The organism is Salmonella sp. SJTUF15581 (genome assembly GCF_043356775.1).
Classification (GTDB): domain Bacteria; phylum Pseudomonadota; class Gammaproteobacteria; order Enterobacterales; family Enterobacteriaceae; genus Salmonella; species Salmonella enterica.
On sequence record NZ_JBEUJY010000011.1, the window covers coordinates 68,128 to 81,422 of the forward strand.

The 13,295-nt window shown below is 48.3% G+C and carries 12 protein-coding genes; 4 read left to right on the forward strand and 8 right to left on the reverse strand.

From position 1 onward, the window contains the following. Window positions 1-2: 2 nt before the first annotated feature. The 5 genes from ABVN36_RS17915 to apbC form a co-directional block, all read right to left on the reverse strand. Window positions 3-2,492 carry a fimbrial biogenesis outer membrane usher protein gene (locus ABVN36_RS17915; RefSeq protein ID WP_023138371.1) on the reverse strand — a complete coding sequence of 830 codons (2,490 nt, stop codon included), beginning with the start codon at window positions 2,490-2,492 and terminating at the stop codon, window positions 3-5. A gap of 13 nt (window positions 2,493-2,505) precedes the next feature. Then, window positions 2,506-3,189, reverse strand: coding sequence for a fimbrial biogenesis chaperone StcB (gene stcB, locus ABVN36_RS17920; protein ID WP_000698775.1), 684 nt, complete (start codon window positions 3,187-3,189; stop codon window positions 2,506-2,508). Window positions 3,190-3,244: 55 nt separating this feature from the next. Then, window positions 3,245-3,775: a fimbrial protein YehD gene (gene yehD / locus ABVN36_RS17925; RefSeq protein WP_000830693.1), complete on the reverse strand. Its 531-nt coding sequence runs from the start codon at window positions 3,773-3,775 to the stop codon at window positions 3,245-3,247. A 278-nt stretch (window positions 3,776-4,053) separates the two neighbouring features. Further along, window positions 4,054-4,335: a YehE family protein gene (locus tag ABVN36_RS17930; RefSeq protein WP_000760404.1), complete on the reverse strand. Its 282-nt coding sequence runs from the start codon at window positions 4,333-4,335 to the stop codon at window positions 4,054-4,056. A 277-nt stretch (window positions 4,336-4,612) separates the two neighbouring features. Further along, window positions 4,613-5,722: an iron-sulfur cluster carrier protein ApbC gene (gene apbC / locus ABVN36_RS17935; RefSeq protein ID WP_023138370.1), complete on the reverse strand. Its 1,110-nt coding sequence runs from the start codon at window positions 5,720-5,722 to the stop codon at window positions 4,613-4,615. Between the two features lie 164 nt (window positions 5,723-5,886). Between apbC and metG the strand changes: the two genes are divergently transcribed. From metG to ABVN36_RS17950, 3 genes are all read left to right on the forward strand, one after another. After that, window positions 5,887-7,920 (forward strand): methionine--tRNA ligase, encoded by a 2,034-nt coding sequence (metG, locus tag ABVN36_RS17940; RefSeq protein ID WP_023138369.1) that lies wholly within the window; start codon window positions 5,887-5,889, stop codon window positions 7,918-7,920. A 240-nt stretch (window positions 7,921-8,160) separates the two neighbouring features. After that, window positions 8,161-8,619 (forward strand): YehR family lipoprotein, encoded by a 459-nt coding sequence (locus tag ABVN36_RS17945; RefSeq protein ID WP_000703137.1) that lies wholly within the window; start codon window positions 8,161-8,163, stop codon window positions 8,617-8,619. Window positions 8,620-8,790: 171 nt separating this feature from the next. Beyond that, complete coding sequence (locus ABVN36_RS17950) at window positions 8,791-9,321, forward strand: YehR family lipoprotein (protein WP_023138368.1); 531 nt, start codon at window positions 8,791-8,793, stop codon at window positions 9,319-9,321. A 56-nt stretch (window positions 9,322-9,377) separates the two neighbouring features. On the opposite strand, the gene ABVN36_RS17955 is transcribed toward ABVN36_RS17950, so the two are convergent. From ABVN36_RS17955 to ABVN36_RS17965, 3 genes are read right to left on the reverse strand one after another with little or no spacing between them, the layout of a single operon-like run. After that, window positions 9,378-9,845, reverse strand: a complete 468-nt coding sequence (locus ABVN36_RS17955; protein ID WP_000950413.1) for a DUF1456 family protein — start codon at window positions 9,843-9,845, stop codon at window positions 9,378-9,380. A 46-nt stretch (window positions 9,846-9,891) separates the two neighbouring features. After that, window positions 9,892-10,611, reverse strand: a complete 720-nt coding sequence (gene btsR / locus ABVN36_RS17960) for a two-component system response regulator BtsR (RefSeq protein WP_000598637.1) — start codon at window positions 10,609-10,611, stop codon at window positions 9,892-9,894. Then, window positions 10,608-12,293 carry a sensor histidine kinase gene (locus ABVN36_RS17965; protein ID WP_000272850.1) on the reverse strand — a complete coding sequence of 562 codons (1,686 nt, stop codon included), beginning with the start codon at window positions 12,291-12,293 and terminating at the stop codon, window positions 10,608-10,610. The genes btsR and ABVN36_RS17965 overlap by 4 nt, the downstream gene beginning before the upstream one ends. Window positions 12,294-12,515: 222 nt before the next feature. Between ABVN36_RS17965 and mlrA the strand changes: the two genes are divergently transcribed. Continuing rightward, on the forward strand, window positions 12,516-13,247 hold the full coding sequence (mlrA, locus tag ABVN36_RS17970; RefSeq protein ID WP_001240418.1) for an HTH-type transcriptional regulator MlrA: 732 nt from the start codon (window positions 12,516-12,518) through the stop codon (window positions 13,245-13,247). The last annotated feature ends 48 nt before the right edge of the window (window positions 13,248-13,295 follow it).

Consider the following 13,295-nt stretch of genomic DNA (forward strand, 5'->3'; position numbering starts at 1 on the left):
CACTACCGACAAATATAAACTTTACTTTCATCAACCGTTTTACCAAAGGTGATTGAACATGAAAGCCCCTGCTCTTTATCTACTGGTACACTGACTTCGGGCGGAATATCATTCGTTCGAATAAATAGCTGACTACCTTGTCCAACAATGCCCACATTATGACCATGATGATCTACTACATCATAACCAAAAATAAGAGGCGAGCCATCAGGACGCTGCGCTTTAATAAACCATGGTTTACGCTGGTCGGTATCAAAATTCACTAGCACGACGGCCCCTCGGTACGGGGCGGCAACTTTACGGTTACCGCGTAATTCCGTTTCACTGCTACTTTGCGACACATCAAGCATAAGATGGTTTTCGCGATATGGCGTAAGGTTGTCATAAACCACCGTTCCTTTTTTATTGGTGGTCCGATATTTTTGGCCGTTAACGTAGGCTCCTTCAAGTCCCGGAGCCTGCATAATCGCAAAGGTATCTGAAAGCCGGCTGGATAAATTCAACCCGCCACTCCAGGCTACAACCCCACCGGAAATACTTCCGCCGGTCTGAGTATAATTAGACGACTGGCTGTAACTACCATTAAGCGTTGCAACGGGCGTATTCCAGGTTAAATTCGTCCCCGCTGTGGTCTCACTATCCTGTCGCTGATGACTAACATTCACGCCGTAATTAAATTGATCGCGACTGCCTGCCGTACCGGTTAAACCAATATTGTTTGAGGTAAATCCATCATCATCAAAGGTCGTCGAGTTCGACACATTCAGATGACGGCGCGGGGTAGTAATACCGTCCCCCCAGTCAAAGGGAATTGAAATAAACAGGTTAAAACGTTTATCTTCATTATGATCCTCGTCGTAAGTCTGACTGGCGGATAACGTATAATTAATTTTCTGGAACGTATTGGAATAGCTTATTTGATAATCTTTACTGGTGCCGCTACGTCCCCAGTAATCACGCCATAATGCACTCAGTGATACTGCGCCCCATCCTTCTGGCAAGGATTGGCTCACATTAGCTGAAAACGTATTTTTACGCCCAAAATCGTTTTGATAATAATCAGCAATATCGTATACATCATTCTTATCGCGACGATAGTTATTTTTATTATTGGCCCAGACATGATCGTTAAATGTGCGGTAATCCTGTGATGAATACCGATACGCAGCCAGACCAAACCGGGTTAATGTTTGGGTCAGGTATTTATTATAAGCAATCTGATAACTCTGACCATCAAATACATCGCCATTATCCTGTTTACTGTGCGCTCGCGTAGCGTCAAGCGAAATGGCGCCAATCCGGGTATTCCACCCCGTGCCGAGGGTAAACGCATTATAATGGTTCGATAGCATCGTACCGCCATAAAGCGTCAACAGGTTATTAAGGCCATACTGATAACTGATTTGTGTAAAATCGGCCTGATTATCGGCGCCTTCAATATGACTACGGCCGGCGGAAAAATCATACTTAGAGACGCCAGGCTGCAACATGTTCGGTACGGAAGCGTAAGGCACCAGCCAGGTATTTATCGAGCCATCCGCCTCACGCACGGTGACATCAAGATCCGCGCCACCGCCCGCGAGTTGCAGATCCGCAATGGAAAAGGGGCCAGGAGGAACCTCTTTCTGATAAACAACGAATCCGTTCTGTTCGATGGTTACCAAAGCGTTAGTCTGTGCAATCCCCTGCACCAACGGCGTAAAATTCTGTTTCGAGTTTGGCAACATTTGCATATCGCGGAACAGGCGAACGCCGGTAAATCTCACAGAATCAAAAATCTCTGACGAGGTATACTGATCCCCGGCGCGTAATGTGCCGAGGAGCTCAGCGATACCGCGCTCCAGATACAATGTGTTGCTTTTCCACTCACCGCTGCTGCCATCGGTTTTATTAAATGTGGTATCCGCATGCGCTTGCCAGCCCAACAGATTGAAACCGCTATTGAACCGAACGTAAGTACTTTCACTACTGCCAGAATTCTTATAGTCACTGTAATACTGGCTGGCATAGTAAGAAGTATAAAATGCATTGATGCCGCGATCCCAGTTTTCAGGCAATACATAACCCGCCTCGACCTCATTTACATAGGCCTGGGGAACGCTCAAATCCAGCCGAAAAACGCCAATATTAAAAGTATAGCCACCGCTTCTCACGACATCTTTTAACGCAATACAATCCGTTGCTCCCTGCGGTTGCAGACCATCGCTTATCACACCAATATTTTTCAACAACTCAGTTGAAATACACGTGCTACCGGGATCATCGGCAACAATGATATCGTATTTACCTCGCCATTGATTGTTGACATAAATATCCAGTTCGTACTGTCCCGGAATTGGCTTATTCTCATCCAGATGGAAATTTGTTGTTTTTTGATCTCTCATTCCCCCTACCATAAAATGGGTATCAAACGTTTCCGTCGCGATAGCCTGCGTTTGCCAGGTAAACAGAGTCAATAAAACAAGCGAAGCGATGGGCGTCATCCTTAGCATGATGAACTCCTGTTTATTTTACATTAATTTTGCTACTAATATAGTTACCATTATCATCAATAATCGTTACTTCATACTGGCTTGTTGACGCATATTTCATGTTAATATTTTGCGTCGATAGCGGTGGCAGCATGATAGTTTGATCATTAATCTTAGTATTTCCTGCTTTTACATCCGTCACGGTAATCCAGTTTGCAGTATCATTTTTCATGATGACAGTTTTATTACTGCGAAATAAACCAATCCGCTGAAAACTGTCTTTGGTTACGGCGGCAATTCGACTGGGGCGCCATATTAATTTTATTCGATTCTGCATTGCGAATTTAAGCACATTTTTACCGGCGTTTTCCTGGCTGTTTGGTGGAATATCAAGCACATTCAGATAAAACAGACTTTCTTTGTTGTCCGGTAAGCTATTAGGCATTTTCTTGATTTTGATCTGCTGACCAGACTCAGCGGCAACGCGCGCCACTGGCGGCGTCAGCATAAATGGCACCTGAATTTTTTCTGGCGGTAATGAAGTGTTACCGTCATCAATCCAGGACTGTACCAGCGAAGCTTGCTCGCCCTGATTCACCAATTGTACAACGACTTCTTTCTTCTCTGCCGGGTAAATCACACGCGTACCATAAATAACAATACCAGCATGCGCAGGCAAAATTATGGCAGATAATAATACTGCAGATAATATTTTCATATTTACACGGCCTTGCTTATAAAAAACCGGCGACGAACGCCGCCGGTTGAATAAATTAGTCAGTAACAACCGTTAAAGTTAGTGTTGAGCTAACATCACCAGAAGCAACATCACCGTCTAAACGCGCATAGCGTGCTAAAAAAGTCAGGTCGTATTCACCGCTGCTATTTGGAGCTAGTGTCACCCCCGTCTCTGGATCAATCTGATTATCCGTACTTCCGTAGTAAACCGCAAAACCGACACCTTTGGCAGAGCCGTTATTAAATGTGATATCGTGGCTGTCAAATTGCGTTGAAGAGAAGGTAATACGCGGCGCTACACCCTGTTGACATTTTATTTTCAACGGCATCTGAGTTTGATTAGTTACTGCGTCATAAATCTGACCCGGGGTTAAATTAATTATTTTATCCGCACCAATTTCATTCAGTCTAATTTCAGCGGTGTTCGTACCCAAAAATTGACAGGTAGTACCAACCACCTTTCCGTTAATATTCAGAACGCCTGAATCATACTCATCAGCAGCAAAAACCCCAGCGCTCATAAATACAGCAGACAATACAGAAGCAGCAATAAGTGAACGTTTCATAATCTCTTCCTTAATAAAGTAATTTCTATTTGTTAAGAGTTATTAACCCTTGCAACGAAAATTCTCATAGACAGGAAGTTATCGCAATGTAAACACGATGTTTTGTTGATTTAAAACAATTTACAGATTGCAATATAATTGCAACAAATAATCATTGCTTATCATTATTTTGTAAACTTATTAATTTCCGAAATTTACTGCCCTTAAACATAAACACAGCAAATAAAAAAGCCCATATCATTGATATCAATGATATGGGCCTGCGGAATTAATAAGAATTAGTCGTAATGATTAACAACAATCTGTCGGGTGCTATCACCAGGCACCGTGTATAGCTGCGTTGTCACACCTCTCATCGGCGTAGCGGCGGGTGTTTGCAGAGTTGAAACGTGGATAGTGTTGCCGCAACGCTGCTGCAACTGTGCGTTTACCACTTCTGTACTGCACGTTGGCGCGGTCACTTTTCCACTGATGGTTAATGTTGCGGTGTCGGAGGCAAAAACGGGTACGCTTATCCCATAAGCCGAAACTATAATTCCCATCAGCAAATATTTTTTCATAGTGAGTAATTGTTCCTCTGGTGAACGTCAAACAGTATGCAGGCCGTCCTGATGAGCAGTATGAACGTATCGATACCTTAAAACCAATTGAAAAAATAAATCAGTAGGATAGGTATGATCAATTCAAATAATGTTTTTGCCGATTATTTCAGATAAACACCTGTCTGTTTAAGCAGGAATTAACAATGCGGGGGCTATTATTTTATTAATACATTCACTGCATCAATATATATTAATGCAGTGAATGTCATATTCTCTTTGGAATACGTCAGGAGGATTACACCGCGCGGAAGGCGATTTCTCCCGGAATCACTTCACCCTGCCAGTAAAGCTGTGCCGCAACGCGATCGGCCAGTTCGCGATAGATCACGGTAAATTCGCTCTCCGGACGGCTAACCACCGTCGGCGTACCGCGATCAAGATCTTCGCGCAGACTAATATGCAGCGGCATCTGACCCAGAAGCTGAGTATGGTATTTTTCCGCCAGCTTCTGCGCGCCGCCCGTGCCGAAGATCGGTTCGTGATGGCCGCAGTTGCTACAAATATGCATACTCATATTTTCCACAATGCCGAGCACCGGCACTTCCACCTTCTCGAACATCACGATACCTTTTTTGGCGTCGATTAGCGCGATATCCTGCGGCGTAGTCACCACCACCGCGCCGGTAACAGGAATGTTCTGCGCCAGCGTTAGCTGAATATCCCCGGTTCCCGGCGGCATATCCAGTACCAGATAATCCAGATCCGGCCACAGCGTCTCCTGTAACATCTGCATCAGCGCCTTACTGGCCATTGGGCCGCGCCATACCATCGCGTTATCGTCAGTCACCAGATAGCCGATCGAGTTGGTCGCCAGGCCGTGAGACATAATCGGCGCCATATGCGTACCGTCTGGCGATGTCGGGCGCTGATCTTCTGCGCCAAGCATGGTTGGGATCGACGGACCGTAAATATCGGCATCGAGAACCCCGACCTTTGCACCTTCAGCCGCTAACGCCAGCGCCAGGTTTACCGCCGTGGACGATTTACCCACCCCGCCTTTACCGGAGCTCACGGCAATGATGTTTTTCACGCCATTAATGCCAGGCTGATTTTTGACGCGTTTCAGCGTCGCAATGTTGTACGACAGTTTCCAGTCGATCGCTTTTGCGCCTGTAATACGTAACAGATCGGCGCTGCATTGCTCTTTTAATACCTCAAACGCGCTGTTCCAGACGAACGGCATGACCAGCTCAACGTGCAGCGTATCATCCATCCAGGCGACGTGGTGCAACGCCTTAAGCGTGGTGAGGTTATGCTTCAGGGTTGGGTGCTGAAAATTCGCCAGCGTCCCGGCGACCATCGCTCGCAGGGTATCTGGTGATTTGGCCTGGGATTGTTCGTTCATCCCGACTCCTTTTGTAGTTCTGAAAAGTACGATTGTAACTTTGTAGTTTACTCCAGCGGTAACAATTATTCATTTACGGATAAATGCCCTTATCGCTTGGCGCAGTAATTACCATTTTGGTACTATCAAAGCCCTTTTTTACAACAGAAGAAGTAATACCCACTATGACTCAAGTCGCGAAGAAAATTCTGGTAACGTGCGCGCTGCCGTACGCCAACGGCTCTATCCACCTCGGCCATATGCTGGAGCACATCCAGGCTGATGTCTGGGTCCGTTACCAGCGAATGCGCGGCCATGAGGTTAACTTCATCTGTGCCGATGACGCTCATGGCACGCCGATCATGCTGAAAGCGCAGCAGCTTGGTATTACGCCGGAGCAAATGATCGGTGAAATGAGCCAGGAGCACCAGACCGATTTCGCCGGTTTTAATATTAGCTACGACAACTACCACTCAACGCACAGCGACGAGAATCGCGAGCTGTCCGAGCTGATTTATACGCGCCTGAAAGAGAACGGTTTTATTAAGAACCGCACCATCTCTCAACTCTACGATCCGGAAAAAGGCATGTTCCTGCCGGACCGATTTGTGAAAGGCACCTGCCCGAAATGTAAATCCGCAGACCAGTACGGCGATAACTGCGAAGTCTGCGGCGCAACTTACAGCCCGACCGAACTTATCGAACCAAAATCCGTGGTGTCCGGCGCGACGCCGGTAATGCGTGACTCCGAGCACTTTTTCTTTGACCTGCCATCATTCAGCGAAATGCTGCAGGCGTGGACCCGCAGCGGCGCGCTGCAGGAGCAGGTGGCGAACAAAATGCAGGAGTGGTTTGAATCCGGCCTCCAGCAGTGGGACATTTCCCGCGACGCGCCGTATTTTGGTTTCGAAATCCCGAACGCGCCGGGCAAATATTTCTACGTCTGGCTGGACGCGCCGATTGGCTATATGGGCTCCTTCAAAAATCTGTGCGATAAGCGCGGTGACACGACCAGTTTTGATGAGTACTGGAAAAAAGACTCCGATGCCGAGCTGTACCACTTTATCGGCAAAGACATCGTCTATTTCCACAGCCTGTTCTGGCCTGCCATGCTGGAAGGCAGCCACTTCCGTAAGCCGACCAACCTGTTCGTTCACGGTTACGTGACGGTGAACGGCGCGAAGATGTCTAAGTCTCGCGGCACCTTTATTAAGGCCAGCACCTGGCTGAAACACTTTGACGCCGACAGCCTGCGCTACTACTACACCGCGAAGCTTTCTTCACGCATTGATGACATCGACCTGAACCTGGAAGACTTTGTCCAGCGCGTCAATGCCGATATCGTCAATAAAGTAGTCAACCTGGCCTCGCGTAACGCCGGTTTTATCAATAAGCGTTTCGACGGCGTGCTGGCGGCTGAACTGGCCGATCCGCAATTGTATAAAACCTTTACTGACGCCGCTGCGGTGATTGGCGAAGCATGGGAAAGCCGTGAATTCGGTAAAGCTATCCGTGAGATTATGGCGCTGGCCGACATCGCTAACCGTTATGTTGACGAGCAAGCGCCGTGGGTGGTGGCTAAACAAGAAGGCCGCGACGCGGACCTGCAGGCCATTTGCTCAATGGGCATCAACCTGTTCCGCGTGCTGATGACGTATCTGAAACCGGTACTGCCGACGCTTTCTGAACGCGTTGAAGCCTTCCTGAACAGCGAACTGAACTGGGATGCCATCGAACAGCCGCTGCTCGGTCACAAGGTCAACACCTTTAAGGCGCTCTACAATCGCATCGACATGAAGCAAGTTGAAGCGCTGGTTGAATCGTCTAAAGAAGAGGTGAAAGCCGCAGCCGCGCCGGTTACCGGCCCGTTAGCCGACTTCCCGATTCAGGATACCATCACCTTTGACGATTTCGCCAAAATTGACCTGCGCGTAGCATTGATTGAAAATGCTGAGTTCGTAGACGGTTCTGACAAATTGCTGCGTCTGACGCTGGATCTGGGCGGCGAGAAGCGTAACGTCTTCTCCGGCATTCGTTCCGCCTACCCGGACCCGCAGGCGCTGATTGGCCGCCAGACAGTAATGGTCGCCAACCTCGCGCCGCGCAAAATGCGCTTTGGCGTCTCCGAGGGAATGGTGATGGCTGCAGGACCTGGCGGGAAAGATATCTTCCTGTTAAGCCCTGATGACGGCGCGAAGCCTGGCCAACAGGTGAAATAAGCAACAAGCCGGAGCATGCTCCGGCTTTTTTAACCGCTTAATCCTGACTGGCATATCACCCCATCCGCGTGTTTTAACTTTTTCCTTAATAAGCAATAGCGTTAAGACTCCATATCCGGACTGCTAAATAACGGCTAAAAGTCATATTCTATCTCTCCCTGATACATTGCTATTACTGGGTTAAATTAATTCATTGAAATTATTTTAAAAACCCAATCATTATATAAAATGGAGTTTTAGATGAAAATTTCTGGCAAGTTATTGTCCGCGGCTTTGGCTTCCGTACTGGTGTTCTCTCTTGCTGGCTGTGGCGATAAAGAAGAATCAAAGACCTTTAACGCAAACCTGGCGGGGACAGAAATTTCAATTACTTACACCTATAAAGGTGACAAAATCATTAAGCAGACGTCTGAAAGTAAAATCAGCTATGCCACTGTAGGCGCTAAAACGAAAGAAGATGCCGCCAAAATTCTCGATCCGCTGAGCGCGAAATATAAAAATATCGCCGGAGTGGAAGAAAAATTAACCTATGAAGATACCTATGCCCAGGAAAACGTCTCTGTGGATATGGAAAAAGTGGACTTTAAAGCGTTACAGCAAATCTCAGGGACGATGGTGTCCGGCGATACCAGCAAAGGTATCAGCATGAAACAAACCCAGACGCTGCTGGAAGCTGCTGGTTTTAAAGAAGCGAAATAACTGGCAGGCATAATGTATTGCATCGACTGGTAAAGTCGCTCAGGGCGCTGCTTCGGCAGCGTCTTTTCTTTATGAATTCCGAAAAAAGACAGCCTCGCTGTAAGTCCCCTCGCCAAAGCCTATAATCCCTGAATTCCTGGCCACACCAATACTTAACGACAAGGAATTGTTATGCAGGTTCTACGCCTTATGGCACTGCCACTATTCGCGCTCTCTCTATCGGTTAGCATAACTGGCTGCGATCAGAAAAACGATACTCTCCAGGGAAAGCAAAATAACATGACAGCGTTTATCAAGAAGATAGCCGCTAGCAAAGAGTCAGAGGAAACACAACGCTATGCAGGTAATCTCAACGGTATTGAAATCAAGTTAACCTATTACTACAAAGGGGATATCGTTTTACGTCAAATATCTGAACATAAAATACTTTATAAAACCCTGAAAGCCAATAATAAAGAAGAGGCACAAAAAATGCTGAGTCAAGTCGGCGAAGCTTATCAGGGTATGCCGGGTTTGACTGAACGAATCGACTATTATGATAGCTATGCTACGGAATATGTGGATATTGATTTTACCCAGGCAAAAATAAGCGACCTCTGTAAATTGCCAGGATCATCAATTGACAACTGTTCCGCGTACTATCTGTCAATGATTCGCTCGCAGAAACTGTTGGAAGAGAGCGGGTATCATAGAATCAATTAGTATAATAATGCGTTTTCCCGGTCAGACAGGACGCTGCCGGGAACAATACCGCAGAATTACTTCGCCGCGTGTTCACGGGCCGCCAGACCGCGCAGAAAATAACGCATAAACTGATCGCCGCATTCGCGGAAGTTCTTATGATCCGGCGCGCGCATCATCGCGGTGATCTCTGGCATTGAGACACGAAACAACTGACCGGTAAGTATCGCCAGGATATCATCTGTTTTTAGCGAAAAGGCAATACGCAGCTTTTTCAGCACAATATTGTTGTTGATACGACGTTCCGCCGTCAATGCAGGCGCCGCCTCATCTTTGCCGCGTTTTTCATAAATGAGGCCATTGAGAAATGAGGACAACACGATATCCGGGCAACGCTGAAACCCCTCTTCCTCTTCTTTGCGCAACCAGATTGCAATCTGCTCCGGCGTAGCATCAACGTTACCCAGCGCCAGGATACGCGCCAGATCGGTATTATTAGCTTTTAAAATGTAGCGCACGCTACGCAGAATATCGTTACTCAGCATGAGGCCTTCGGTCGTTTCTATGGCAAAACGATATTCTAACAGTCTTTTACAGGCCAATCGCCTCTTTTAAACTTTTCAGATAGCGACGGCTTACCGGCACCGTCAGGCCGTTGCGTAAAATCAGCTCTGCCTGCCCATTATCCTCCAGCCGAATTTCCTGCAAATGGGCCATATTCACCAGAAACTGACGATGACAACGCAGTAGCGGCGTCCGGCTTTCCAGCGTGCGCAGCGTCAGCTCGGTAAACCCCTCTTTACCTTCACTGCTGGTCACATAAACGCCGCTCATACGGCTACTGACAAAGGCGACATCATCCATTTGCAACAAATAGATCCGGCTGTGTCCGGTACAGGGAATGAATTTAAGCGCCTGCTGGTTTTCCGGCAGCAACGAAACATCCTGTTTACTGCGCTCCTGACGCAGACGATGTAACGTTTTTTCCAGCCGTTTCTCCTCTATCGGCTTGAGCAGATAATCAAAAGCGTGTTCTTCAAAGGCTTTGATGGCGTATTCGTCAAACGCGGTCAAAAAAACGATATACGGGCGGTGTTCCGGGTCAAGCATTCCTACCATCTCCAGTCCACTGATACGCGGCATCTGAATATCCAGAAACAGCACATCAGGTCGCAGCTTATGTACCGCGCCAATCGCTTCTACCGCGTTCGCGCACTCCCCCACAATCTCAATGTCATCCTGCCCCTGGAGCAAAATCCGCAGATTTTCCCGCGCTAACGGCTCATCATCCACAATCAGCACTTTAATCATGCGTCCTCCTCCAGTGGAAGTCGTAATGTAATTCGGGTAAAACAGTCCGGCTCGCAGGCCACGCTAATACCATAATCATCGCCAAAGTGTTCGCGCAGACGTTTATCAACCAGACTCATCCCCAGCCCGCTACTGCCGGCGGAAGGCTGATACAGTCCCGCATTATCCTCAATATCTAACATCAAATGCTGCCCTTCGCGCCGGGCGCGAATAGCGACGTTGCCGGTATCAAGCAATTGCGACGTGCCATGTTTAATGGCGTTCTCAACAATCGGCTGTAATGTAAACGCAGGCAATTTCTGACGTGAAAGCGTCGATGGAACATCAAGCTGTACCTGCAGACGCGACTGAAAACGCGCTTTTTCAATTTGCAGATAAGCGTTCACGTGTTCAATTTCATCCGCCAGCGTGACGATTTCCGACGGGCGTTTTAAATTTTTGCGAAAAAAGGTCGACAAGTACTGCACCAGTTGGCTGGCCTGTTCGCTGTCACGACGAATCACCGCTTTAATGGTATTGAGCGCGTTAAACAGAAAATGCGGATTCACCTGCGCGTGCAACAGCTTGATCTCTGACTGCGTCAGCAACGCCTTCTGCCGTTCATACTGCCCGGCCAGGATCTGCGCGGATAAAAGCTGCGCAATACCCTCTCCCAGAGTGCGGTTAATTGAGCTGAACAGCCGGTTTTTCGCTTCGTACAATTTAATGGTGCCCATGACTCGCTGATTTTCGCCACGCAGCGGGATCACCAGCGTCGAGCCGAGTTTACACTGCGGGTGTAGCGAACAGCGGTACGGCACTTCGTTGCCATCGGCATAAACCACCTCTCCGGTTTCAATTGCTTTCAGCGTATAACCTGATGAAATGGGTTTGCCCGGTAGATGGTGATCGTCGCCAATACCAGTAAAAGCCAGCAGTTTTTCGCGATCGGTGATGGCGACGGCGCCGATATCCAGCTCCTGATATAACACCTGCGCCACCTTCATACTGTTCACTTCGTTAAATCCCTGACGCAGAATCCCCTCCGTTGACGCGGCGACCTTCAGCGCGGTAGCAGAAAATGCCGAAGTATATTTTTCGAACATGGCGCGCTTATCGAGCAAAATACGCATGAACAGCGCGGCGCCAACGGTATTCGTCACCATCATCGGCGCGGCAATATTACTGACCAGATGCAGGGCATCGTCAAACGGCCTGGCTATCAGTAAAATGATCAGCATCTGCACCAGTTCGGCAACACACGTAATTGCTCCCGCCGTCAGCGGGCTAAACACTTTGTCCGGGCGTCCGCGACGTATGAGAACGCTGTGTACCAACCCGCCCAGCAGCCCTTCGACGATGGTGGAAATCATACAGCTCAGCGCCGTCATGCCGCCCATAGAATACCGATGTAACCCACCGGTCAGACCGACCAGCCCGCCGACGACCGGCCCGCCGAGTAGGCCGCCCATCACCGCGCCAATCGCACGGGTATTGGCAATCGAATCTTCGATATGCAGCCCAAAATAAGTGCCCATAATGCAGAAGATAGAAAACGTGACGTAACACAGAAGCTTGTGCGGCAGACGAACCGTGACCTGCATAAGCGGGATGAACAGGCGCGTTTTACTCATTAGCCACGCAATGACCAGAAACACGCACATCTGCTGAAGCAGCAGCAACACCAGATTAAACTCGTACATACCCGCAAACCACACTTCAATTAAAAGCGCGTAACATACATTGAGTACGATTAACTTTCTTTGAACTGTTGCATAAAAATATGAATTCGTGAATACGATCACTTAAACGCCGCGCCGCAACCCGCTACTTCGCGTTTTAATGCATAAAAAACAGGCAAAACTTCCTGGTTCCTAAAAGAGCGTCTAAAGTTAAACCGGGACCTCGCGAGCAAGGGTGAAACGATGGCGCTTTACACAATTGGTGAAGTGGCTTTGCTTTGTGATATCAATCCTGTCACGTTGCGCGCGTGGCAGAGACGTTATGGACTTTTAAAACCACAGCGAACGGATGGCGGTCATCGTCTGTTTAACGATGCCGATATCGACAGAATCCGCGAAATCAAGCGCTGGATAGATAACGGCGTCCAGGTCAGCAAAGTCAAAGTGCTGCTCAGTAGCGACAGTAGCGAACAACCTAACGGCTGGCGCGAACAGCAGGAGATCCTGCTGCACTATCTGCAAAGCAGTAATCTGCACAGTTTACGGTTATGGGTCAAAGAACGCGGTCAGGATTATCCAGCCCAAACATTGACCACTAACCTGTTCGTCCCGCTGCGGCGACGATTACAGTGCCAACAACCCGCCCTTCAGGCGCTGCTCGGCATTCTTGACGGTATCCTGATCAACTATATTGCGCTCTGCCTGGCGTCTGCGCGTAAGAAACAGGGAAAAGATGCGTTGGTGATCGGCTGGAATATCCATGATACCACCCGCCTGTGGCTGGAAGGTTGGGTCGCCAGCCAACAGGGATGGCGAATCGACGTGTTGGCGCATTCGCTTAGCCAGTTCCGCCCGGAACTGTTTGACGGCAAGACGTTACTGGTATGGTGCGGAGAAAACCAGACGCTGGCGCAGCAGCAGCAACTCCTGGCATGGCGCGCCCAGGGACGCGACATTCATCCCCTTGGCGTTTAAACAGCAGCTAACAAATTCGCTTTAATGTATACTCCTTTTATTAACATA